Genomic DNA, 24,153 nt, shown 5'->3' on the forward strand with positions numbered 1-24,153 from the left:
CCCTCATGTGCGGAACGCCTCGGCGCGCAGGTAGACCCGGGCAGTGTCGTCGTCCATCGGCAAGACCACGGCTTCGATGTCGGCTCCGGTGGACTGGATGACGGCAGAGCATCCCCAGACGGGTTCGTTGGCGGCTGCAAGGTCGGATTCGGGGATACGCAACGTTTCTGCCTGTTCGTCGCTCACTCCTCGCGCTTGGATCAGGTAGTTGCCGACCTGTTCGCAGAGCTGGTCAGCTGCGGCTCGCGGGCCGCCGAAGGAGACCCAGTAGACCGGGCTTCCCCGGTCGTCGAGTTCCACCGTGATCTCCGGGTTTTCGGCTCCGTCAGGCAGATGCACTCCGGAGAACTCGTGGAACGCCTCCGCGGAGGCCTCCGGGGTACTGGTCGGGCTCTGCTCCACCTGCCCTCCCCTGTCCGTTGCTCCGCTGCCCTCGTCACTTCCGCAGGCGGTGGCGGCGAGCACGACGCAGGCGGCAAGCGTCGCCTGCAGGACCGTGCGTTTCATCAGAAGGTTCCTTCCCGAATCTCTTCCTGGGACTGCCCGTAGGCCAGGTACTCCCGGGCAATCCCGACCCGGTGCATCTCAGCCAAAGTCTCGTCGCTCACGGTAAAGGGTCCGATCTGGGTGCTTTTTCCGCCATCCCAGTTGTACTGGTCGCGGATATTGACCCGGGTCCTGCTCTCGTAACGCCATTCACCGCCGGGTTCACTCGGAGGATAGACGGTGATCTGTCCTGTGACGTTGTACTGGATTCCCCCCAGCGCAAAGAACCAGTCTCGCGAGTACGAGGGGGAGATGTAGAAACCTGTCCACGCGGTGTTGACAGGAAAAGTGACGGGACCGTCAACCCCTTCGGCTTGGGCCTGGGCGATAGCGGTAGCCGCGAGGTTCTCTAGCGTGGTGTCGACCTCATCACGGAATTGTGGGACGTCATTCAGCATCTGGTCCACGTCCTGTTCCAAGGGTTCGCCGCTGTTGCTAAGGAAATGCAGCAGGTTGCGGGAGGCGTTCGGCCACTTTCCGGCCATCGCATTGGCGGCGCTCTCCGCCAGTGCGCGCATCAAGCGCGCCTTTGCTTGGCTGGCGAGGGAGTCTTCCGACCCCCATTCCCCGGCTCCTTCATCGACTGGCTCCCAGGCGGGAGGCTCAGGGACCGGGGCCTGTTCGCCCGGTACTGGGTCGCCTAAACCGCTGGGCTGGTGGGGGGAAGGCCCGCAGGTGCCTGTGGTTTCCTCTGGACTGCCGTTGCGCCGCTCGCGGTCGTTGTCCGCCCTCCGGGCGTCCCGAGCCGTGTCCCGGCGGTCGTGGTCTACCCCCAGTCCGCCGGGGGCGCAGTCCTGTGGCGGGGAATCCTGGAGCGGGGTGATGCCCGCGCCGGGACCGTTGGCTTGAACCGTTGAGTAGAGCGGCGCCTCACTTCCGGACGTCGTGTGTCCCGCTGTCTCGGTCTCGCAGTCCGCTGAATCAAGGATCCGGCACACTGCCCCGGTTGCTCCGTCGCGGACCGTGGCCGCAATTCCTCCCCACGCAAAAAAGAGCACGGTGGCAATCACCGCGATCAGCGCCACGACCCCGCCGTACTCTACATATCCAGCGCCGGTGTCCTCTTGCGGAGGCGGCGGTCTCAAGCGCACGGTGCGATCACCTCGCGTTATCGGAACGGCCCAATCCTGCCTGCGGCACAGGTTCGTGGAACGGCGAGATCGTAGGCAGGAAAATGGTCGGGCAGCTAGAGCCCCAGGCATCAATTCCTTCCCGGCTGGTCCTAAGTAATTCCCGGGGATCCCGAGGGCGGCTAGGACCGAGGGCCCAACTCTTACGGCCACTGCAGATCTGTGCTTCAACGATCGGAATGCGTAAAATGCGAGCGCGTTCCCTTAACTAAGGTTCGCGGCCGTGAGCCGCGGTGGCAGAAAGCGCTGCACCGTGCCTCCTGCTTTTTCATCCCGACCGGAGCCAGCCGACGGCCACCGGTACGCCCACGCCCGCCAGCATCCCGCGGATGTGCCGCGCCCGGGAACGTCCGCGGATCTGACTTCTGAGTCGCTGCTGCGCCCTGTGCGGCGTCCGCCCCGCGAAGGGTGGCGGCGTGCCTTGTTCACCGTGAGCCGGGGCCTCATCAATCCGGGTGAGTCCCGGGCGGAGCGGCACCGCCGGGAGTTGTGCGCCCTTGTGCGCGGTCCTGCGGTGAGCGACCACCACCGGATCGTCGTACTCAGCATGAAGGGCGGGGTCGGCAAGACCACGACAGCGGTCGGACTCGGTGCTGTGCTCGCTGAAGAGCGTGGTGACCGGGTGATCGCGGTGGATGCTGCCCCCCATGGGGGCACGCTGCTGGACCGGCTGCCCACTCCCCTGCGCCCGCAGCGCCATGCCCGTGACCTGCTGGCTCGCCGGGAAACCGTGAAAAGGTACTCGGATGTGCGCGCTTTTACGGGGCAGGCGCCGTCCCGGTTGGAGTTTCTCGCTTCGGGGACTGATCCGGAGGGGTATCCGGCTCTGAGCGACGGCGACTACCGTCATCTCGCCCGGATTGTGGAGCGCTTCTACTCCATCTGCATCACCGACTGCGGCACTGGCATGCTGCATCCCGCGATGCGGGCGATTTTGGACCTGGCCGACCAGGTCATCGTGGTCTGCCCCACTTCGGTGGACGGGGCACGTTCCGCCTTGGCCACGGTGGACTGGTTGGAAACCAACGGGTATGCGGCGCTTGCCCGCTCCTGTGTCACCGTGCTGTCCCGGGTGGCGAAGTCCCCCAGTATCGACCTCGACCAGTTGGAGCGGCATTTTTCGGACCGCTGCCGGCGTGTGCTGCGCATCCCCGAGGACCCCCATTTGGAGGAGGGCGGGCCGGTTGACCTTGCCCGGCTGCGTCCCGCCACCCACCTGGCCTATCTGGAATTGGCTGCTGAGGTTGCCGCGGTCTTCCGCTGACCGCTCCCCGGGCGGTGGGCCTGCGGGCCCACGGGAAATTAGGGCCTGGGCTGCTATCCGCCCCGGTGCACTGTTTCCTACAGTGCGCTGCCATGTGCTGCTGGCCTCGAAGTGACCGCGGTGGCGCTTTTGTCGAATACGTCGCCGTTCTGGTGCTTGTCTGCGCCGCCGTGGCCGTCGTGGTGGCGTTCGTGCTCCCCCAGCCGGTCGCTGACGGAGCTGCCCGTGCTGTCTGCGTGATCCTGCAGCTCGATGACTGTGACGGACTGTCCGGGAGTGTCGAGGAGGCTGCTGACGCCGAGTACGAACCCGAGCGCTGCCTGCTCAGTCGGCAGACGGACATTGCGGGATACCAGGTTGAGGTGGTGATCACCTTCGGCACCCAGTTCTCGTTCATCCAAGAGTCGTTCTCCACCGGGGAAACCCATGTGACGCTGGTGGACACCGAGAAACTGGAGGCTTCGCTGGGGGCGGGCGCCAGTCTCAACGTGACGAAAGCGTTCCAGCTCGGCGCGGAGATCAACGTGGGGGCCGGTTTGAGCCTGCCTAACGGCAGCACCTGGGTGTTCAGCAGCCCGGAAGAGGCCGCACAGTTCATGGACGACCTGCGGACCCGGCAGCGGATCGACTTCACCAGAAGCGTCAGCCCGCTCGCCGGGTGGGTGGCTGAGTTGGTGTGGGGTCCTGACATTCCCGAGCCGGACATTGTGCGGGAGGGGTGGGAAGGCGAGCTCGGTGTGGACAGCTCCGCCGGGGCTGGTTTCGGCAACGAACGCCAGAAGGGCGGAGACGGAGGCCACGGTGGCGTTGAGGAGTGGGGGATCAACCCGAAGCTCCAAGTGGAGGGCGCGATCGGGGTGACGGCGGCGCTCAGCCAGTCCACGGACCGACGGGATGGCAGTGTCTCCACCACGTATTCGCTCGGCGGTACGGCGAGCATCGGCGCGGACTGGGTGGTCGGTGGCTGGACACCGAGCGGGGAGCGCTCAGGCACCTTGACGGTCACGAGAGACCGCGCGGGGCAGATCACGCAGCTCACGCTGACCCAGGTCGCGGCGAGCGGGGACCGGGTCACGGTGACCACTACCGAGCTGGCAGTGGAGACCGCGGCGGAGCGCGCCATGGCCGAGGAGTGGATGGGCTGGCTCGCCTACGGCCGGGTGCTTCCGCTGACGTGGGATGCTCTGGCCCCCACCGAGCTGGCGGACGATGCGGGTCCGTTCGAACGGTGGCTTTTCACCGAGGGGCGCACGTCGCGGGTGCATTACGGCAGCTCCGACAACATCCACGAGGTGAGCGGCAGCGTCAAGCTCGGGGTGAGCCTGGGGTTGGGCGGCACGTGGGGTGACGAATCGTTGCACGTCACCGGCGCCGAATATCTGGGCGCTCCCACGGACGGCGTCCGCTCCTATATCCCCTACGAAGCCTGTTCCTGAAGGAGATGTGTGGTCATGGTGGTCTGTTGGCTGGTCGGTGTGGTGGCGTGGCTGGTCTGCACCACGGTGGCGGCGGGCGTGATCGTGCACACTGCCTCGGTTGAACAGTTGTCCTCGTTCGACGGGGTGGTGCTGTGGTACGGCTCTTCCGGTTTCTTGTGCGCGCTGCTCGCTGCCGCGGTGGCGGCGCTGGCGCACCGTGGTCCGCACCGGGACCGTTGGGGCCGGGATGCTGTGGCGTCCCTGGGCGGGCCGGTGGCTGCTCTTGTCGCTAATGCTGTGCTTGCGGGGCTCCAGCCTGCTACCGACTGGGGTGGCTTCCTGGTCACCACGGTGTTGTCGCTGGCCGGTGCGGTAGCCGGGTGGCAGTTGGGGCGGGCGCTGCGGCCTTCCCCTGGATCGCGTCTTGGCGGTTAACCGTGGTGGCAGGCGACCTGGTGGTCGGTGTCGCCGAGTGGCCGCAGCGGGGGCGGCTGGCTGGTGCAGATACGCCGCTCCGCGTCGGTGAGGGTGCGGAATTTGGGGCAGCGGGTCTGGAACCGGCAGCCCACCGGCGGGTCGGCAGGGCTGGGCAGGTCTCCGGAGAGCACGGTGCGGTTGCGGTGTGCCGCGTCCGGGTCGGGGACGGGAAGGGCAGACAGGAGCGCCTGGGTGTAGGGGTGGCGGGGCGCGGTGAGGACCGGTTCGGTGGCGCCGATTTCGACGATCACCCCCAGGTGCATGACGGCGACCCGGTCGGCGACGTGGCGGACGACCGCCAGGTCGTGGGTGACGAGCAGGCAGGACAGTCCCAGGCGGGCTTGGAGTTCTGTGAGCAGGGCGAGGATGCCTGCCTGCACGGAGACGTCGAGCGCTGATACGGGTTCGTCCAGCAGCAGCAGTTTCGGGTTGAGGGCGAGGGCTCGGGCGATGCCGACTCGTTGGCGTTCGCCACCGGAAAGCTGGGCGGGGCGGCGCTGGGTGAAGGAGCTGTCGAGGCCGACGAGGGAGAGGACTTCGCGCACGCGGTGGGGGATGTCGCGGCGCGGGTAGCGGTGGATCTGCAAGGGTTCCGCCACGATTTGGGCGACGGTCATCCGCGGGTCGAGGGCGGACGAGGAGTCTTGGAAGACCACTTGGAGGTCGCGGCGGAGCGCGAACCGCTGTTGCGGGGTGAGGGTGGCCGTGTCGTGGCCGAGGACGGTGATCCGGCCGTGGGCGGGGCGGGCGAGTTCGAGGATTTCCGTGAGAAGGGTGGATTTTCCTGCTCCTGACTCGCCGACGAGGGCCAGGGTTTCGTGTTCGCGGAGGTCGAAGCTGACCCCGTCGAGGGCGTGGATCGCCCCGGCCCGGCGGCGGAAAAGGCTGCCCCGGTACAGCGGGTGGTGTTTGACGAGGCTGTCGACAGCGAGCACGGTGGACCGCTGGTCTCGGGGCGGCCGGGTCGGGGACGCGGGTGCGGGCTGGGGGTAGAGGTCGGCCGCGGTCCACTGGTGGGCGGTGATGTCGGCAAGGCGGTGGCAGGCTGCACGGTGGCCGGCGGGTGCGGTGGGGTCCACCGGTTGCAGGGCGGGGGGTTCAGCCGTGCATGCGGGGAGTGCGATGGGGCAGCGCGGTGCGAAGGGGCACCCGCGGGGCGGGGCGGTGGGTGGGGGCGCGGTGCCGCTGATGGGCGCGGGAGGCGCGGGGTCGGTGGTGTCGACGCGGGGCAGGGCGGCGAGGAGGCCCATGGTGTAGGGCGTGCGGGGATGCCGGTACACCTCTGCCACGGTTCCCGTTTCTACGGGCTGTCCGGCGTACATGACGAGAACGCGGTCGGCGATTTCCGCGACAACGCCGAGATCGTGGGTGACGAGGACGATGGCAGCGCCGGTATCGCGGCGGATGGTGGCGAGGAGGTCGAGGATCTGGATTTGGACGGTGGGGTCGAGTGCTGTGGTGGGTTCGTCGCAGAGGATGACGTCGGGGTTGTTGGCGATCGCCATGGCGATCATGACGCGTTGACGCATTCCGCCGGAGAGTTCGTGGGGGTAGGCGTCGGGGAGGCGTTCCGCGTCGGGGATGCCGACCCGGCGGAGGAGGGCGACTATGCGGTCTTTGACTTGGGCGCGGGAGAGTCGGGGCTGGTGGAGGCGGAGGGCTTCTGCCAGGTGGAAGCCGACGGTGTGGACGGGGGTGAGGGCGGCTAGCGGGTCTTGGGACACGGTGGCGACAGTGGCTCCGCGGATCGCGGCGAGTTCCCGTTCGGTGAGGCCGAGGAGTTCTCGCCCGTGGAGTCGGATGGATCCGGTGATGCGCGTGCGGTCGGGGAGGAGGCCGAGCACGGCGAGGAGGGCCGCTGTTTTTCCGGACCCGGACTCGCCGACGATACCGAGGATTTCTCCGCGGTGGAGCTGGTAGCTGAGGCCGCGTACCGCGGGGACGGGCTGGCTGTGCGGTGTGGCGGGGAAGGTGACGTGGAGGTTGTCGACGCACAGCACGGGTTCGACTGCGGGGTGCGGTCTGGTGGTGTGGGGGGAGGACGCCGGCCCGGGGTGAGTCTCGGTTCCAGTCACGGTGTGCATCCTAGGTGGTGGACGGCTGGCGGGGACGGGGCGTGGTCAGGCGCGGTGGACGGGGATGCCGCGGGTGAGGGCGTCGCGGAGTCCTTCGCCGAGGAGGTGCACGGCGGTGACGAGGAGGACGAGCAGCCCCGTGCAGAAGCCGAACATCCACGGGTGGGTGGTGGCGTACCGGGTGCCGTGGGCGATCAGGGTGCCGAGGGACACGTCGGGGGGTTGGACGCCGAGTCCGACGTAGGACAGTCCGGTCTCGGCGAGGATCGCGGCGCTGACGTTGACGGTGACGTCTGCGACGAGCAGGCCGGACAGGTTGGGCAGCAGGTGGCGGATGATGATCGTGGTGGGGGAGGCACCCAGGTAGCGGGCGGCGCGGATGTATTCGTGGTGCCGCAGGGAGCGGGTGGCGGCGCGGACCATGCGGGCGGTGACCATCCAGCCGAACGCGGCGAGCAGCAGGATCAGGGCTACCCAGCCGCCTTTGTCGACGATGGGGAAGAGGACAGCGAGGACGAGGAGGGGTGGTACGACGAGGGCGAGGTCGGTGAGCCAGGTGAGGAGGCGGTCGGGGAGGCCGGGGAAGTATCCGGTGATGGCGCCGACTACGGCGGCGAGCGCGGTGGTGAGGACGGCGACGAGCAGTCCGATGAGGAGGGATTTGCGGAGGCCGACCAGGGTGATGACGTACAGGTCTCGGCCGCTGCCGTCGGTTCCGAACCAGTGGCGTGCGGAGGGTGGTTGCAGGAAGCTTGTGTAGTCGCGTTCGGTGAAGCCCCATGGTGCGGCGAGCGGGCCGAGCCAGGCGAGCAGGGTGAGCAGGATCAGTAGCCCGGCTCCCACCAGGATGCGGGGGTGGCGGAGCCCGGCTGGCCAGCGGGCGGAGGGCGGTGCGGGGGGCCGCGGCGCGCTGGTGGCGGGGCCCGATGGGGGCATGGTGTCTCCTTGGTCGCTGGGTTCCGGCGGGCCTGGCCGGCCGGGTGTCCGGTCACGTGCGGGGCCGGCTTGACCTCTGCCACAGGTTGACGCCGAGGTCGGTGGCGTGCCGGTCGATTTCGGCGAGTTCCGCGTCGGTGAATTCCGGGGCGTGCACTGCGGCAATGTTCTCCTCGAGTTGCTGCACGCTGCTCACCCCGATGAGTGCCGAGGTGACTCGGGGGTCGCGCAGCACCCAGGAGATCGCCATTTGGGCCAGGCTTTGGCCGCGTCGGGCCGCAATGTCGTTGAGGGCGCGGATGCGGGCGAGGTTGGCTTCGGTGAGCCAGTCCGGGGAGAGCGAGGTGCCTGCGGCGGCCCGCGAGTTGGCGGGGATGCCGTTGAGGTATTTGTCGGTGAGCATGCCTTGCGCTAGCGGGGAGAAGGCGATGCAGCCGACTCCTTCGGCTTCCAGCGTGTCGAGGAGGCCGTCGTCTTCGATCCACCGGTTGACCATGGAGTAGGAGGGTTGGTGGATGAGCAGCGGGGTGCCCATCTGCCGCAGGATGGTCGCGGCTTCGACGGTGTGCTGGGGAGAGTAGGAGGAGATGCCTACGTAGAGGGCTTTGCCGGAGCGCACTGCGGCGTCGAGGGCCGCCATGGTCTCCTCTAGGGGGGTGGAGGGGTCGTAGCGGTGGCTGTAGAAGATGTCGACGTGGTCGAGTCCTAGGCGGGCCAGGGACTGGTCGAGGCTGGCCAGGAGGTATTTGCGGGAGCTGCCGCTGCCGTAGGGGCCGGGCCACATGTCCCATCCGGCTTTGGTGGAGATCACGAGTTCGTCGCGGTAGGGACGGAAGTCTTCCCGCAGGATGCGGCCGAAGTTGAGTTCGGCGGCGCCGGGCGGCGGTCCGTAGTTGTTGGCCAGGTCGAAGTGGGTCACGCCCAGGTCGAAGGCGCGGCGCAGGATGGCGCGCTGGGTTTCCAGCGGGCGGTTGTCGCCGAAGTTGTGCCAGAGGCCGAGGGAGATGGCGGGCAGGTCAAGTCCGCTGCGCCCGGTCCTGCGGTAGGGCATGCGGCCGTTGTAGCGTTCCGGGTCCGCGCGGTAGACGCCGGCGGGGGGAACGTCGTTTCGGGGAATGTCGCCTCTATGCACCATGGGGACGATCCTGCCATGTCGGGGTTGTGCTGGATACCCCGTTCCCGCAGGGTTGGGGCCTTTCGAGGAGTGTTTGGGGTGGGCTTGACCGAGGCGGGGCCTGCGGGGTAGTGCGTCCGGGAGCCAGGGGTGGTGTCCCTGGGGCGGCGGGCGAGGCGGCAGGGGTTGGCGGGCCGGTGGTGTTTCCCGCAGGGGGGCGGGGCGGCTTCGGGTGGGCCCCGCCCCCTGCGGGGGCCGCGGCACCGGATGCGGGGCGCGGCCCGGGGGAACGTGGTTAGGCTGAGCCCACTTTCTTGCCTCGGGTGTGCCAGATCGCGACGACGGAGGGGCGGGGGAAGTCCCCGTCAGGCCAGGTGCTGGTGGGGTTTTCCACGGTGCCGTCTTCCCCGGGGTGCTGGGGTGCGATGAAGACGGTCTTGTCGTCGGGGGTGATGAACGGGCCGCAGCATTCCGCGCCGACGGGGACGGTAGCGAAGGTTTTGAGTTCCCCGCGGTGGCGGCCTTTTACGGGCATCACGTGGAGGGCGTCGTTGACGCCGAGGGTGCCGGGCTGTCCGTCGGTGGCGATCCACAGGTTCCCGCTCTTGTCGAAGGCGATGTTGTCGGGTGAGGAGATCGCGGCGACTTTGGACTTGTCGTATCCGGCGTAGTAGGTGTCCGGGTCTTCGGGGTTGCCGCAGACGAGTACCACGGTCCAGGTGAAGGTGGTGGCCCCGGAGTCGTTGCGGTGTTCGGTGATTTCCAGGATGTGGCCGTATTTGTTGGCGGCGCGCGGGTTGGCTTCGTCGACTTGGTCGGGGCGGCGGGCAGAGTTGTTGGTGAGGGCGCAGTACACCTTGCCGGTGGCAGGGCTGGCTTCGATGTCTTCTGGCCGGTCCATCTTGGTGGCGCCGACCGCGTCAGCGGCGAGCCGAGTGTGGATGAGGACTTCTGCGACGGTGAACCCGTCGACGTAGCTGCGTTGTGCATCGCACAGCGGGATCCACTCGCCGGTGCCGTCGAATGCGCCGTCGTCGGGCAGGCGTCCCGAGCCGTCGATCTGGTCGGCAGGGCTGTTTCCGGTGAACCGGGCCACGTACAGGGTTCCTGAGTCGAGCAGGGTGTCATTGTGGCGGCGGGATCCTGGACGGTACTTCTTGTCGCTGACGAACTTGTAGATGTAGTCGAATCGTTCGTCGTCGCCCATGTAGACGGCGACCCGCCGGTCTTTGGTGAGCCGGATGGTGGCGGCTTCGTGTTTGAACCGGCCGAGCATGGTGCGTTTCCGCGGCTGCTCGTGGGGGTGGAACGGGTCGATTTCGACGATGTAGCCGAACCGGTTGGCTTCGTTGGGGTGTTTGGACAGGTCGAAGCGTTCGTCGACCCGGTCGAACCTCCGGTTGCCGCGGCGGGTGTCGCCGGAGGTGGCGATGCCGTAGCGGCGCAGAGCGGGTTTGGTTTCTTCGGGTGCGCCTTCTCCGCCGACGAAGTACTGGTTGAAGTTTTCTTCGGCGGTCAGCACCGTGCCCCAGGGGGTGATGCCGCCACCGCAGTTGTTGAGCATGCCCAGGACTCTGGTTCCTGACGGGTCGGCTGCGGTGCGCAGCAGCGGGTGCCCGGCCGCGGGCCCCGTGAGTTTCATGGGGGTGGTGGCGGTGATGCGGCGATTGTAGGGGCGCCGTCCTTTGGTGACGAGACGCCATTCCCCAGTGGTGCCGACCCGTTCGATTTCGACGACGGATCCGCCGTGTGCGGCCATGGAGATCTTGATCTGCTCCAGGTCGGCGGTAGAGCCGTCGGTGTATCCGGCGAACATGAGGTTTTCGTTGGTGTATTCGTGGTTCACCCAGAGCAGGGCTCGCCGCGAGTCAATGGGGAAGAAGCTGACGTAGTCGCAGTTGTAGCCGAATTGTTTTTCTTGGGCTTCTGCGCTCTGGTTGGCGAAGTCGAATTCGGGTGCGCCGGGGACTACCGGGTCGCCCCACCGCACGACTACCCGGTGGGCGTAGTTGCGGGGCACGGTGACGGTGTCGTCGGTGTTGGGCCGCACCGGGGTGAAGTCGAGGCGGGAGTGGGGGTGGGGGTGCGGTCCGCCGTGGTGGCCGTGGGCGTGCCCGGGTCCCGCGAGTGCCGGGTCGGCTTCGCTCACTGCCAGGGCGGAGATTCCGATGCTGACCGCGCCAGCCTGCAGCATGCCACGGCGGGACAGCACCGCGGTGTAGATGTCTCCGAAGTAGGGGTTGCTGCTGGTGTTCGGCGCTTCGTGGTAGCAGGCGTCACCGCAGCGGAACCGGCAGGTCACCCGGGAGCGTCCGCCACGGACGCCGAGGAGCGGCAGCAGTCGGCGGGGGACGTTTTCGGTCACATGTCCTCCTGGTCGTGGGCGAAAAGCGGCCCTCCCCCAATGGCGCGGAGAGGCGCGCGGTGGGTGTGGCGGGGAAGGGATCACCGGTCTGAGACCACCGTCCCGGAAACGCTGGTCGAATTCGTGAATCTGCCGTGAACCGCACCCCAATTTTGCTGGCATCGCCTGCGGTGAGGAGGGTTCTGCGTGCTTCGCAATTCTCTTCTTGCGCCAGCGGTCACATGGAGTTTTCTGCCAATTCCTTTTTGTGCACCCCCACAGTGTTTCGTGGCGATTGCTCCACGTATCCTTTTTGCGAAGAGAAGTCCAGACCTACTTGACGCTCACCCTGACACCGCGGGGCCGCTTGGGATGGCCACGCTCGCGCCGTGACCCTGCCGGGCATGGACGACCCCCACCGTGGCACCGCCCCACTAGCGCAGTCTCGCGGCCCTCACGATGGCACGGGGCACCCCGTGCCCGGGGAGTGATCACATGTACGACGTCCCGACAGTGCGGTCCACGATCCGGTCGTCTTCCCTGGTGCCCCGCCAACGTACCGGTCCTGTTGTCCCCCTGCCCTCCGAAGCACCGGCGAAGCCTATGCACGAGCGCTCTCTTCCCCACTCCAACGCGCGCGGTTTTCCTATCCGACGCCGCTTTCCTGGCCTGGCGAGCCAGATCAGACACGCCCGCCGGTTCGTGGCACGCCAGCTCGGCGACTGTCCCGAGCTCTCCACGGTCACGCTGCTGACGAGCGAGATCGCCACGAACGCGGTACGCCACAGTTCCTCGGGATCCCCTGGCGGAAAATTCGAGGTGGTAGTCCACGCCGCTGAAGGCTGGGCTCGAGTGGAAGTCCGAGACTTGGGCGGTACGCAGCTCCCCCGTCCGCAGCACCGAGACCCCTATGACGTGAGCGAGTACGGCCGCGGCTTGGATCTCGTGGAAGCCCTCGCTGCCAAGTGGGGGGTCGAGTCCCGCGCCGACGGGCTAGGGCGCACCGTCTGGTTCGAAGTGGTCTGGGATAGCACCGCGAAGACCTCCCCCACGGACCGCTGACCAGCGCACCCGGCCGCGGGGTGCGGACGCGGTAGCGCAGGACGGCAGCAGCGGGCAAAAGGGCTGCGCGCGGCGCGTGGCTGGTGACAAGGCTTCCCGCGGCATGCCCGTACTTCTCGGCACGCCTTGCAGAGTGGTGGCCGGGAATAGGCGTGGGGCCGCCGCGGTCATGCGACGGCCCCAGAGTGTCACGGCGGTGGGACAACGCCCCGACAGGTCAGTTCGTGGCGTCCTCCTTCGCTTCGGCCGGAGCGGGCTCCGACTGTCCCGCTGCGGCCCGGGCCGCGGCGAGCTCCGCCTCCCGGCGGGCCTTCCGACGTGCGAGCCTGCGCTCCTTGGCCGCTTCGGTCATGGTGTAGAGCACGGGGACCAGGATCAGGGTGAGCAGCGTGGAGCTGATCAGTCCGCCGATGACCACGATCGCCAGCGGCTGGGAGATGAACGCCCCGCCACCGGTGATCCCCAAAGCCATGGGGGTGAGCGCGCCGATCGTGGCGAGCGCGGTCATGAGCACTGGCCGCAGCCGGTGCCGCGAGCCTTCGACAACGGCCTCCCGCAGCTCCATCCCCTTGGCACGGTACTGGTTGACCAGGTCGATGAGCACGATCGCGTTGGTGACCACGATGCCGATGAGCATGAGCATGCCGATGAGCGCGGGCAGGCTCAGCGGGGTTCCGGTCACCAAGAGGAGGCCCAGCGCCCCGGTGGCCGCGAACGGGATGGAGACGAGCAGCACCAGCGGCTGGCGCAGGCTCTTGAAGGTCGCCACCATGATCAGGTAGACGATCACGACCGCGACCAGCATGGCGACACCCATCTGGGCGAACGCCTCGTTCTGGTCTTCGCTGACCCCGCCGATTTCCGCGGTCGCTCCGTCAGGCAGGTCGAGGTCGGCCAGCGCCACATACAGTTCGCTGGTGACCCGGCCGAGGTCGTCGGCGGTGGGCGTAGCCGTGACCGTGGCGGAGCGGAAGCCGTCGCTGCGGCTCAGCTCGGGCGCCTGGAGCACTTCTTCCACTTCGGCGACCGAGGAGAGTTTGACCTCGCTGCCGGTGGGAGTGGTGATCCGCAGGTTTTCGAGTTCCTTGACGGTGGCAGGGGCCTCGTCCACGCGCAGCACCATGTCGTGCTGGACGTCCTCCACGGTCACCGTGCCGACCTTGGTGCCTTGGAAGGCAGCGGTCACCGCCTGGCCGATCTGGCCTTCGGTGAGTCCCTTCTTCGCGGCTTTCTCGCCGTCGACGTGGATTTCGAAGGCGGGCTGGACGGCAGCGATGCTGCTGCGCACGTCAGCCGCCCCGGGGATGTCGCGGACAGTCTCCTCGACGAGTTCGGTCGCTTCGGCGAGTGTCTCGGCGTCGTCGGCTTTGACGACCACTTCCAGCACGGAGCCGAAGCCGCCGGTGGCGTCGATCCGGGCTTCCGCCTCGGTGTCGATCTCCTCGAGGATCTCGCGCAGCTGCTCGCGGTAGGCGAGCTGGTCCCCGTCGGGGTTGGTGGTGATGGTGTAGGTGATGCTGTCCGCGCCGCCGAACAGGCCGCCGAACATCCCCCCGCCGCCGAAGGTCGCCTGGTAGGACTCGATCCAGGCGACTTTCTCCAATGCTTCTTCGACTTTGGCTGCTTCGGCGTCGGCAGCCTCCAGGGAGGTGCCCACCGGAAGCTCCTGGACGACGCTGACCGTGTTCTGTCCCTGGTCTTCCAGGAAGTTCGTCTTGATGAACGGGGTCATCCCCAGCGTGCCGAGGAAGATCACGCCGGCGGCCAGCAGCGTGGTCCAGCGGTACTTGGTGGCCCAGCGGATCACCGGCAGGTAGCTGCGCTGCAGCGGGGAGCGCAGTTCCCGCTGGTACTCCTCTGCCTTGATGCGTTCCAGCTCCTCGGGCGGAACGACTTTGGGCTTCATGAACCAGTAGGCGAGGACCGGAATGATCGTGAGGGAGACCAGCAGGGACGCAGCGAGCGCGATGCTGACGGTCACCGCGAACGGCCGGAACAGTTCGCCTACTTCTCCGCTGACGAATCCGATGGGCAGGAACACCGCGATGGTGGTCAGCGTGGCCGAGGTGATGGCCACCGCCACCTCGCGCACCCCGGTGAGCACGGCGGTGTGCTTGTCTTCGCCGTAGCTCAGGTGGCGTTTGATGTTCTCCAGGACGACGATGGAGTCGTCCACCACACGCCCCACGGCCACGGTCAACCCGCCCAGGGTGAGCAGGTTGAGCGTGTAGTCGAAGCTCCACATGCCCAGGATCGCGATGAGGAGCGACACCGGGATGGAGACCGCGGTGACGATGGTGGAGCGGACCGACAGCAGGAAGACCAGGATGATGAGGACCGCGAATCCGAGGCCCAGGAGGCCTTCCTCCGCCATGGCGGCGATGGAGTCGTTGATGAACGGCGCCTGGTCGAACACCACGGTGATGCTGATGTCGTCACCGAGCTGGTCGGCGATGTCGGTGGCGCGCTCCTGAACCTTTTCGGAGACTTCGACGGTGTTGCCGTCGGGGGTCTTGGTGACCAGGATGCCGAGGCTCGGTTCGCCGTTGGTCCGGGTGATGCTGGTGGCTTCGTCGAGCACCAGTTCAACGTCGGCGACCTCGGAGAGCTGCACGGGTTCCGGGGCCCGGGCTCCCGGCATGCCGGGGATCGCTGCTGCGGCTGCGCCGCTGGGCGTCAGCCAGATGTTCTCCACGTCCTCGAGCGACTCCAACCGGCCGCCGGTGGTGACGGTGAGCGTGCGGTCGTCTTCAGTGATCTGCCCACCGGGTAGAAGGCGTCCACTGGCTTGCAGCGCGGTAGTGAGGTCGGCGACGGTGTAGCCGGCCTTCTCCAGCTTGTCCTCGTCGGGGGTGACGACCACGGTGGACTCGCGGATCCCGGTGACTTGGACGGCGCGCACCCCGCTGATGGACTCCAGTTCGGGGACGAGCAGGTCTTCGATGGGTTCGGCGAGTTTCTGGGCGTCGTCGTCGCTGGTTCCGACGGCGAGCATGACCACCGGGATGTCGTCCATGCCGAAAGCCATGACGTAGGGGTCGACGTCCTCCGGCAGGAACGGTTCGACCTGGTCGACGGCTTTTTGCAGGGAGCGGACGACGTCGTCGGTGGAGTCGCCGTAGTCGAACTCCGCAATGATCTGGGCGGTTCCGGTACTCGAGGTGGAGGTGTAGCTCGTCACCCCGGGGACGCCTTTGACCGCCTGTTCCAGGACTTGGGTGACGTCGTTCTCGACGACTTGCGGCGAGGCTCCTTGGTACTGGGCGCCGACGACGGCCATGGGCACGTCGAATGACGGCATGAGTTCGCGCTTCATGGACCCTGCTGAGATCGCACCGAAGATCAGTGCGCTGAGGGTGATCAGCAGGATCAGCGCCCGGTTGCCAAGGCTGAGCTTGGCCAAGTGAGACATGAGTAGGGGCTCCTCAACCAGGATGGTTTCACGTCGGATGGGAACACCGCTGGGATGAGCGGTCGTTGATGATCCGTCCCGCGCCGCTGTACGGAGGCACGCGGGGGCTGTAGCCGGGCACGCGGTTCCACGATACTTCGCGTGGCATTGAAAATCATGCCAGAGTGATACAAATCGGGGATATGTCAGGGATTGATCGGGAGCCGATCAGGGCTGGAAGCGGGAACCTGAATGGACAGCGGCGCGTCAGACACTAAACGCGAGTTGATTGACCGGCTGCGGGACTTAGAAATACGTCAGCTCAAGTTGTTTCTGCGGGACCGTTCGTTGCCGCTGCTGAGCACCACGTTGACGATCCAGCAGCTCAAAGTTCTGGTGGCTTTGGCCATCGACGGCAACACGCCGACCCACGAATTGGCCGAACGGGTCGGTGTGAGTGTTGCCACACTCACGGGAATCGTGGACCGGCTGGCGGCGCGCTCTTTGGTGTTCCGCCGCGAGGATCCCGCGGACCGGCGGGTGCGCCGGGTGGATCTCACCGAGGAGGGCCGAGCCCTCGTGAATGACATGTGGGGTGCGAGCCATAAGCGCATGTCCGAGGCGTTGCAGACGTTGGACGTGGAGACGCTGCGCAGTCTCGTCCGCGGGGCAGAGGCGCTGTATGCGGCGCTGCTACGGTCTTCTCCGAGCACGTCAGCCGGCTGGGAGAGGTGAGTGAGGGTGTCCCCCGGAGAGCAGTCGGCCGCACAGGCGCGGGAACAGGAGGTGCTCGCCGCACTGGCCGCGCTGGGCGGCTACTTCGACCTGCGTCTCCTTACCGCGGATGCAGCCCCCGCCGGCTTGCGCTCTTTTGCCGAACTGTATGACTGCCCTGACGTGGTGGCGGCCCGGATGGCGTGGGTGGCGGACCGGTTCGGTCCGGTGGAACCGCGGGTGGCCGCTTCAGTGACCCACTTGGGTTTCGCTGCCCGTCTCGTCTCCCCAGCGCTGGCCGCGGCCTGTGCCGGGGTAGTGGTGGACATCCCACCGGCCTCGCTGCTGTGGGAGCCGAACACCGAGCAGGTCACCTCGTGGTTGTCCGGCCCCTACCGTTTCGCGGCTGCTCCGGCAGCAGCGGCGGAGGTCGCTCAAGCGTTGGCGGGGACTCTGCTCGAACGCCACTTGGTTCCGCTCGGTGCGGCCGTGCGCGACAGGACCCGGATCTCCCCTCGCCTGCTGTGGGGCAATGTGGCCGCGGCGGTCGGCGGCGCTGTGATGATGATCTCGCTGCACCGTCCAGAGTGGGCGGACCGTGCCGCTGCTGTTGCCGCAGCGCTTCTCGAACGGCCGCCGCTGGCGGGTTTGGGGCGGCTCGTCCAACCCGACGCGGGGCGGCCGCACCGGTTTTTTGTGCGCCGCTCGTGCTGCTTGTACTACCGGGCACCGGGCGGCAGCAAGTGCGGGGACTGTGCCTTGCTGGATGAGGACACCCGGGCCCGCCAGTGGCAGGAGATCCTGTCCGCGGGGGAAGGCTCCGCACAGGCCTAGTCGATCGGCACGGGAACCGTCTCGCCTGGGGGGACGTGGGCGACGGCGACGCCCCAGACCACGCGCAGCAGATCTTCGAGGGCGTGGCGCAGGGAGTCGTCCACCAGGGAGTAGCGGGTCTGCCTTCCTTGGGAGCTTGCCCGGACTAGTCCGCATTCCCGCAGGCACGACAGGTGGTTGGAGACGTTCTGCCGGGTGAGTCCTAGTTGCTCGGCGAGTTGTGCAGGGTATGCGGGACCGTCGAGCAGGACCAGCAGCAGGCGACATCGCGTGGGATCGGCGAGCGCCCGTCCCAGGCGCCGGATCGCGGAGAGACGCTGGTCGGATGTCAGCATAATCACCATATTACACTCTTTACTGTATAGACAGTGCAGACTGTATAAACAGTGATGGCTGAACTATCGCTGCCGCTTCGGCCCCACCAGACCGGAACGAAAGGGAAGGTATGGGTCACCACCACCATCACACCGCCGCGGGCGCCCACCGCGGGCGTCTCCTGCTGGTCCTCGCGCTGACCCTCAGCGTCATGGCGTTCCAGGTCGTCGGGGGCCTCGCTGCGGGCAGCCTGGCACTGCTCGGTGATGCCGGGCACATGGCGGTCGACGCCTTCGGGATCTTGGTGGCGCTGTTCGCGATCTGGATCGCCAACCAGCCGTCCACCGACGAACGCACGTTCGGTCTGAAACGGGCGGAAATCCTCGCGGCCGCGCTCAACGCCCTCCTCTTGTTCGCGCTCTGCGGCTTCATCGGCTACGAGGCTGTCCGCCGACTCCTGGACCCCCAACCGGTGAGCGCCTCCACGATGGTGGTTTTCTCGACCGTCGGCCTCCTCGCCAATCTCATCGCCCTCGGGCTGCTGCGACGCGGCCAGGCCGAGAGCCTGAACTTGCGCGGTGCCTACCTGGAAGTGCTGGGCGACCTCCTCTCCTCAGCGGGTGTCGTCGTCACCGCCCTCATCATCTGGCTCACCGGGTGGCACTGGGCGGACTCTGTGGTGTCGATCGCTATCGCCCTGTTCATCGCGCCGCGAGCCTGGCATCTGCTCAACGAGGCCCTTCGCATTCTGTTGGAAGCAACCCCCCGCGGCCTCGACCTCAGCGAAGTCCGCCGCCACTTGCAGACCCACCCCAATGTGGTCGACGTCCACGACCTTCACGCGTGGACCATCACCTCGGGCATGCCGGTGCTCTCCGCCCACGTCGTAGTCGAGGATTCCGCTCTGGCCGACAGCGGACGCCTCCTGGCCCGGCTCCACGACTGCCTGTCGACGCACTTCTCCATCGACCACTCCACCATCCAAGTGGAGCCGGTGGGGCACGCCCACCACGAGAACGCCTGCCGCGCCTGAGCCCCTGCTGCCCGAGCGCAGCGCCCCGCCGCAGCAGCGCACCCACCGGAAAGGCTCGCACAATGGCACGCTCGGACAGGGACAGCCGGAGCAGCCCGGCTCCGCTGCGGCGCACACCCCGGACTTTGAAGACCTCGTATTTCCGGGGGGACGGTCCACAGCCTGCGGGCCAGACCGGCATCATTCTGGACAGCCCGGCCACAGTCCTGGCATAGTTCCGTCCCAGCCCGAGGCAGCACGGCTGTAGCCTCGGCATGGGTGTGCCGGGAAGTCTGGTCGGCGTGGTGGTCAATCAACCTTGGGGGGACAGCCATGCCCACGCGTCCGGCCCGCAGCGGGCTGCACTCGCTTGCTCAACTGCTCCGCTCCGACGTGGTGGGCGGCTTTCTCCTCATCGGAGGCGCGCTTACCGCGCTGATCTGGGCCAATTCCCCGTTCGGGCACGTCTATGAGGCCCTGCGGAGCTTCTCCTTCGGACCGGAAGCACTCCACCTGCACCTCACCGTCGAAGCGTGGGTTGCCGACGGTCTGCTCGCCATCTTCTTCTTCGTCGTCGGCAACGAGCTCAAACAAGAGTTCGTCCACGGAGAGCTGCGCAACCCCCGCCGGGCGATGCTCCCTATCGTCGCTGCCGTGTGCGGGATGGCGGTTCCTGCCCTGATCTACGCGGCCTTCAACGCGGGTGATCCGGCCCGCCTCCCCGGGTGGGGAATCCCGATGGCCACCGACATCGCCTTCGCGGTCGCGATCCTGGCGGTGGTCGGCCGCCACCTGCCCTCCCCGCTCCGCACATTCCTGCTCACCTTGGCCATCGTGGACGACCTCGGTGCAATCATCGTCATCGCGGTCTTCTACACCGCTTCCCTCTCCTTCCTGCCCCTGATCGGTGCGGGGATGCTGCTCGCGGTCTTCGGCTACCTGCAGCGCGGGCGGGGCGTGGCGGCCCGCCTCAACTCCGCGGCCCTGCCCAACTGGGTGGTCTACCTTCCGCTCGCCGGCGTGATCTGGGCCCTCGTCCACGCCAGCGGAGTGCACGCCACGATCGCCGGGGTCGCCATGGGGCTGCTCATGCGCACGGTGCCGCTCGCCGGAGAAAAAGAGTCCCCCAGCCACCGTCTCGCCCACCTTCTCGGCCCGTGGTCGTCCGGGCTGGTGCTTCCGGTGTTCGCGGTGATGTCCGCAGGCGTCGTTTTTGCGGGCGGGCTCGGCGCGGTACTCGACGACACGGCCGCGCTCGGCATCATCGCCGGTCTCGTCGTCGGGAAAACAGTGGGTATCGCCGGCGGCTCCTGGGTGACCACCAAACTCACTGCCGCGGAACTGAGCCCGGCGCTGCGTTGGATCGACATCACCGGCATGGCCCTGCTGGCGGGGATCGGGTTCACCGTCTCCCTGCTGATTACCGACCTGTCTTTCCCCGACTATCCGGAGGCGCTGGTGCACGCGAAAGCCGGGGTGCTGTTGGCCTCGCTGCTGGCCACCGTGCTGGGGGCCGTGGTGCTGGCCGTGCGCAACGCCCACTACCGGAAGCTGCGCCAGGCGGTTTCCCCGCAATGACGACGGCCGTGCTAGCCCAAGAGGGCTCCTCTCCCCTGCGCAAGCGCACGTCGGCTCGCCCCACTGGAGGCGCAGCGCTAGGTTGGAACGTCACGGACCGGCCATAGTCGGCAATCACTGAGGTGGAAACGGCAGGCCAAGGATGGGGGAACGACTACGGGGTCTGCGCAGCAAGGCGGTACGCCTGTCGCACCGCCTCCCGTTCGGGGTGCTCTTCCCCCGTGCTTCCCGCATCCTGTGGGGCAAGCCCGCCCGGATCCTGGCGTCCCTGTTCGGCGCGGTGATCCTGCTCGGTACCGGGCTGCTCCTGCTCCCGGTAGCGCAGCAGACCCAGGTCTCCCCCGTGGAAGCCCTGTTCACCGCGACCAGTGCGCTGTGTGTGGCCGGGCTGAGCATCACCGATCCTGCTCACGACTGGTCGTTCTTCGGGCAACTGGTCATCCTCGGGCTGATCCAGGTCGGCGGCATCGGCATCATGACCCTGGCCTCGCTCCTGGGGATGGTGGTGATCCGCCGCTTCGGGCTGCGCATGCAGTTGTCGGTGCAGAGCGAGCAGCGCACGCTGAACGTGGGTGGCACCCGCGAAGTCGTGTGGCGTATTGCTGCGACCAGCGTGATCTGCGAGGCTGTCCTCGCGCTTCTCCTCATCCCCCGGATGTGGCTAGGCCACGGGCTGCCGTTGCCGGAGGCGGTCTACAGCGGTGTCTTCCACTCTGTGTCGGCCTTCAACAACGCTGGCCTGTCCCTCTACCCCGACAGCCTCACCCGGTTTGCGGGGGACCCGCTGGTCTTAGTCCCCATCATGGCGGCCACAGTGCTCGGCGGCCTGGGGTTCCCGGTCCTTTTGGAGCTGCGCAAGCATCTGCGCACCCCGCGGCGGTGGAGCCTGCACACGAAGATGACGGTGTGGACGTCGCTCCTCCTCTTTGTCGGTGGCATGGTCGTGGTGACCGCCTTGGAGTGGGGGAACCCCGCGACCCTGGGGCCGCTTCCCTGGCCGCACAAGCTGCTCGACGGCGCGTTCCACGGGGTGATGCCGCGCAGCGGCGGGTTCAACGTGGTGCCGGTGGACGCGATGGAGTCCCACACCCTCCTCGTCACGATCATGCTGATGTTCGTGGGCGGGGGAAGCGCGGGGACCGCCGGCGGGATCAAGGTCAGCACGTTCGCGGTGATCTGGCTCGTGGTGTGGGCGGAGATCCGGGGCCACCCGCAGGTGCACGCGTTCGGCCGCAGGCTGTCTGCCGGGGCGATCCGCCAGGCGCTGAGCCTCACGTTCCTGTCGATGACGGTGATCGCTCTTGCGACGGTCTATTTGACCGCGGTCTCCCCTTTCTCTTCCCAGGAGGTCCTGTTCGACGTGGTCTCGGCTTTCGGGGTGGTCGGCCTGTCGACGGGGGTCGCTGCCGGACTGCCCCAGCACGGCCAGGTCCTGTTGGTCATACTGATGTTCGCGGGACGGCTCGGTCCGATTACTTTTGCGTCTGCCCTCGCGCTGCGGGAGCGCACTCGGCGCTACGACCTGCCTGAGGGCCGTCCTGTCATCGGCTGACACCACGAGGAGCGGTAGTGCCACGCAGTTCAGCAGACGACCGGCGGGTGCTTGTCATCGGTCTTGGCCGGTTCGGTGGTTCATTGTCCGAGGCACTGGTGTCTCACGGCTGGGAAGTGCTGGGCGTGGACAACAATCCCCGCCGCGTGCAGTCCTATGCCGACATCCTCACGCACACCGTGGTCGCTGACACCACGGACGACGAGACGCTGCGCCAGATCGGCGCGCACGAGTTCTCCCGGGCAGTGGTGGCGATCGGCAGCCATCTCGAGGAGAGCATTCTCACCACGTCCTTGCTGGTGGACATGGGGGTGCCCCATATCTGGGCGAAGGCCGTCAGTCGGCGCCACGGCCGCATCCTCCAGCAGATCGGCGCCCACCACGTCGTCTTGCCCGAGCACGACATGGGAGAGCGGGTAGCCCACCTGCTGTCGGGGCGGATGCTCGACTACGTGGAGATTGAAGAGAACTTCGCGTTGGGGAAGACCCGGGCTCCGATGGAGATCGTCGGCCGCAGGCTCGGGGAGAGTGGGGTGCGGTCCAGCCACGGCATCACCGTGGTGTCGATCAAGCGGCATGGCGGGTCGTTCACCTATGCCACCGCGGACACCGTCCCGCAGAAGGGGGACATCATCATCGTCGCCGGGAGGACCGAGGACGTGGAGCGGTTCGCCGAGCTGCAGTAGTCCCGGCAAAGCAGACAAACCCCGAGATTGACAATGATTTTCACTTTCACGACAATGTTTTCATGCATTCTGGGATACCGACAAAAGTGCTCACGGCAGGGGTCGCGGGGACACTGCTCGCCAGCCTCACCGCGTGCGGAAGCGGCAGCGCGAGCGGCTCCGGGGTCCACATCGTCACCAGCGTCTACCCCCTAGAGTGGCTGGCCTCCCAGGTCGGCGGCGACGCTGTCACGGTCACCAACCTCACCGAGGCCGGAGCCGACCCGCACGAAGTAGAGCTGAGCCCGCGCCAGATCGGTACGGTCGCCGACGCCGACCTCGTCCTCCACATCCGGGGGTTGCAGCCTGCAGTCGACGACGCAGTGGACCAGCACGCCGCAGACCGCTTCCTGGACCCAGCGGACGTGGTGGACCTGCTTCCGGTATCCAGCGCAGACCACGAGCACGACGGCCATGCCGAGGAGCAGCACAGCGGAGCCGACTCCCACAGCCACGGTGGAAAGGACCCGCACCTGTGGCTGGACCCGGAGCGGTTAGCCGAGGTCTCCGCAGCGCTCGCCGACCGGCTGAGCGACATCGACCCCGACCATGCAGCGGCCTACCAGGAAAACCATGAGACGGTCGCCGGAGAGTTGAGCGACCTGAGCGCCGCCTACACCGAAAGCCTGGACACCTGCGCCCGGCGCGAGATCGTGGTCACCCACGCCGCCTTCGGCTACCTGGCTGAGATGCACGACTTGGAGCAGATCAGCGTTACGGGGATCGACTCCCACCACGAGGACCCCTCCCCCGCCCGGATCGCTGCGGTCGTGCGCGAAATCGACGAGCACGGCGTCACCACGGTGTTCACTTCTCCGCTCGCCGACCCCGCGATCGCTGAGACGATTGCGTCAGAGACCGGGGCTGAGATCGCGCTCCTGGACCCCCTCGAAAGCCTCACCGACGACTCCCCAGGTACCGATTACCTCTCGGTGATGCGGGCCAACCTCGACGCTCTGGTCTCCGCCTTGGGCTGCTCCTGACCCTTGTTCCGCTGCTGCCTTCCGCGCCCTCCCGCCCCTTTTCCGGAAAGATAACGATCGCGCCACAGCCACCCAATCTTTCATCCCTTTTGTCAGCTTTACACGCCTAAAATCCGAAAATTTCGGGCACGCATCCGCTCTTTCCTCCCGGCGGGAGGCGCCATCATCTCAGCGATTTCTCGGAGAACTCTCATACTCATGCGCTATCCTGAACGAAATCCAATGCGCGTGCACGTGCATTTGGCGGTGCATACGAACGGGTGTATTCCCGCACGAACGCTGACAGAGGGAGCGTGCAGTGAACGCTTACAATGGCATTTCCGCCGCTGAACTGGGCGATGTCACCTGGCAGAAGAGCCGCCGCAGCAACTCGATCGGCAACTGTGTGGAGATGGCCAGGCTGGCCGACGGCTCTATTGCCGTGCGCAACTCCCGCTTCCCCGACGGCCCCGCCCTGATTTACACCCAAGCCGAGATCAACGCCCTGATCCTGGGCATCAAGGACGGTGACTTCGACAACCTGCTCGGCTAGACGACGGGCATCGGCCCCGGCGTGAAAGCGCCGGGGCTTTTGCTGTTCTGCGCTTGACCTGCAGCACAGCCTGCCGGCGCACCCGCGGCGCAATCGGTCCGCGCGGGCGGGCTGCACACGGCGCTGCGGTCCCCGCCCGAGGACAGCTCAG

The 24,153-nt window shown here is 67.2% G+C and carries 20 protein-coding genes; 12 read left to right on the plus strand and 8 right to left on the minus strand.

Going from position 1 to position 24,153, the window contains the following annotated elements; all coding sequences use genetic code 11:
- Positions 1 to 3 precede the first annotated feature (3 nt).
- The gene (locus TFU_RS11325) at positions 4 to 507 is read right to left on the minus strand and encodes a hypothetical protein (RefSeq protein WP_011292709.1); all 504 of its coding nucleotides are present in this window, start codon (positions 505 to 507) and stop codon (positions 4 to 6) included.
- Entirely contained in the window at positions 507 to 1,637 is a 1,131-nt protein-coding gene (locus TFU_RS11330) for a hypothetical protein (RefSeq protein WP_146088122.1), read from the minus strand. The genes TFU_RS11325 and TFU_RS11330 overlap by 1 nt, the downstream gene beginning before the upstream one ends.
- 469 nt (positions 1,638 to 2,106) lie before the next feature.
- Between TFU_RS11330 and TFU_RS11335 the strand changes: the two genes are divergently transcribed.
- The 3 genes from TFU_RS11335 to TFU_RS11345 all read left to right on the plus strand — a co-directional run bounded on the left by TFU_RS11335 (position 2,107) and on the right by TFU_RS11345 (position 4,793).
- Positions 2,107 to 2,940, plus strand: coding sequence for a MinD/ParA family ATP-binding protein (locus TFU_RS11335; protein WP_255266164.1), 834 nt, complete (start codon positions 2,107 to 2,109; stop codon positions 2,938 to 2,940).
- 152 nt (positions 2,941 to 3,092) lie between these two features.
- A complete protein-coding gene (locus tag TFU_RS11340; protein ID WP_041428142.1) occupies positions 3,093 to 4,376 on the plus strand; it encodes a hypothetical protein in 1,284 nt (427 codons plus the stop codon).
- A gap of 15 nt (positions 4,377 to 4,391) precedes the next feature.
- Entirely contained in the window at positions 4,392 to 4,793 is a 402-nt protein-coding gene (locus TFU_RS11345; RefSeq protein ID WP_011292713.1) for a hypothetical protein, read from the plus strand.
- Here the strand turns inward: TFU_RS11345 and TFU_RS11350 are convergent.
- From TFU_RS11350 to TFU_RS11365, 4 genes are all read right to left on the minus strand, one after another.
- Positions 4,790 to 6,919: a dipeptide ABC transporter ATP-binding protein gene (locus TFU_RS11350; RefSeq protein ID WP_081430428.1), complete on the minus strand. Its 2,130-nt coding sequence runs from the start codon at positions 6,917 to 6,919 to the stop codon at positions 4,790 to 4,792. The two genes, TFU_RS11345 and TFU_RS11350, sit on opposite strands and share 4 nt — an antisense overlap.
- A 36-nt stretch (positions 6,920 to 6,955) precedes the next feature.
- On the minus strand, positions 6,956 to 7,846 hold the full coding sequence (locus TFU_RS11355) for an ABC transporter permease (RefSeq protein WP_011292715.1): 891 nt from the start codon (positions 7,844 to 7,846) through the stop codon (positions 6,956 to 6,958).
- A gap of 52 nt (positions 7,847 to 7,898) precedes the next feature.
- Positions 7,899 to 8,981: an L-glyceraldehyde 3-phosphate reductase gene (gene mgrA / locus TFU_RS11360; RefSeq protein WP_011292716.1), complete on the minus strand. Its 1,083-nt coding sequence runs from the start codon at positions 8,979 to 8,981 to the stop codon at positions 7,899 to 7,901.
- A 274-nt stretch (positions 8,982 to 9,255) separates the two neighbouring features.
- A complete protein-coding gene (locus TFU_RS11365; protein ID WP_011292717.1) occupies positions 9,256 to 11,325 on the minus strand; it encodes a PhoX family protein in 2,070 nt (689 codons plus the stop codon).
- A 582-nt stretch (positions 11,326 to 11,907) separates the two neighbouring features.
- Here TFU_RS11365 and TFU_RS11370 point away from each other — a divergent pair.
- Entirely contained in the window at positions 11,908 to 12,366 is a 459-nt protein-coding gene (locus TFU_RS11370; RefSeq protein WP_038044049.1) for an ATP-binding protein, read from the plus strand.
- A gap of 217 nt (positions 12,367 to 12,583) precedes the next feature.
- On the opposite strand, the gene TFU_RS11375 is transcribed toward TFU_RS11370, so the two are convergent.
- Positions 12,584 to 15,778, minus strand: a complete 3,195-nt coding sequence (locus TFU_RS11375) for an efflux RND transporter permease subunit (protein ID WP_011292719.1) — start codon at positions 15,776 to 15,778, stop codon at positions 12,584 to 12,586.
- Positions 15,779 to 16,105: 327 nt separating this feature from the next.
- Here TFU_RS11375 and TFU_RS11380 point away from each other — a divergent pair, with 327 nt between their 5' ends.
- Complete coding sequence (locus tag TFU_RS11380; protein WP_278360462.1) at positions 16,106 to 16,492, plus strand: MarR family winged helix-turn-helix transcriptional regulator; 387 nt, start codon at positions 16,106 to 16,108, stop codon at positions 16,490 to 16,492.
- Positions 16,493 to 17,305 carry a (2Fe-2S)-binding protein gene (locus TFU_RS11385; protein WP_041428143.1) on the plus strand — a complete coding sequence of 271 codons (813 nt, stop codon included), beginning with the start codon at positions 16,493 to 16,495 and terminating at the stop codon, positions 17,303 to 17,305.
- On the opposite strand, the gene TFU_RS11390 is transcribed toward TFU_RS11385, so the two are convergent.
- Positions 17,302 to 17,649 carry a Cd(II)/Pb(II)-sensing metalloregulatory transcriptional regulator CmtR gene (locus TFU_RS11390; RefSeq protein WP_011292722.1) on the minus strand — a complete coding sequence of 116 codons (348 nt, stop codon included), beginning with the start codon at positions 17,647 to 17,649 and terminating at the stop codon, positions 17,302 to 17,304. The two genes, TFU_RS11385 and TFU_RS11390, sit on opposite strands and share 4 nt — an antisense overlap.
- Before the next feature lie 101 nt (positions 17,650 to 17,750).
- Here TFU_RS11390 and TFU_RS11395 point away from each other — a divergent pair, with 101 nt between their 5' ends.
- From TFU_RS11395 to TFU_RS11420, 6 genes are all read left to right on the plus strand, one after another.
- Positions 17,751 to 18,653 (plus strand): cation diffusion facilitator family transporter, encoded by a 903-nt coding sequence (locus TFU_RS11395; protein ID WP_011292723.1) that lies wholly within the window; start codon positions 17,751 to 17,753, stop codon positions 18,651 to 18,653.
- Between the two features lie 312 nt (positions 18,654 to 18,965).
- On the plus strand, positions 18,966 to 20,210 hold the full coding sequence (gene nhaA / locus TFU_RS11400) for a Na+/H+ antiporter NhaA (protein ID WP_011292724.1): 1,245 nt from the start codon (positions 18,966 to 18,968) through the stop codon (positions 20,208 to 20,210).
- 142 nt (positions 20,211 to 20,352) lie between these two features.
- Positions 20,353 to 21,762, plus strand: a complete 1,410-nt coding sequence (locus tag TFU_RS11405; RefSeq protein WP_011292725.1) for a TrkH family potassium uptake protein — start codon at positions 20,353 to 20,355, stop codon at positions 21,760 to 21,762.
- A gap of 17 nt (positions 21,763 to 21,779) precedes the next feature.
- Positions 21,780 to 22,448: a potassium channel family protein gene (locus TFU_RS11410; protein ID WP_011292726.1), complete on the plus strand. Its 669-nt coding sequence runs from the start codon at positions 21,780 to 21,782 to the stop codon at positions 22,446 to 22,448.
- Between the two features lie 86 nt (positions 22,449 to 22,534).
- Positions 22,535 to 23,470, plus strand: a complete 936-nt coding sequence (locus TFU_RS11415) for a zinc ABC transporter substrate-binding protein (RefSeq protein ID WP_011292727.1) — start codon at positions 22,535 to 22,537, stop codon at positions 23,468 to 23,470.
- 298 nt (positions 23,471 to 23,768) lie between these two features.
- Positions 23,769 to 24,002, plus strand: a complete 234-nt coding sequence (locus TFU_RS11420; protein WP_011292728.1) for a DUF397 domain-containing protein — start codon at positions 23,769 to 23,771, stop codon at positions 24,000 to 24,002.
- The last annotated feature ends 151 nt before the right edge of the window (positions 24,003 to 24,153 follow it).

This window comes from Thermobifida fusca YX (assembly GCF_000012405.1).
Lineage (GTDB): Bacteria > Actinomycetota > Actinomycetes > Streptosporangiales > Streptosporangiaceae > Thermobifida > Thermobifida fusca.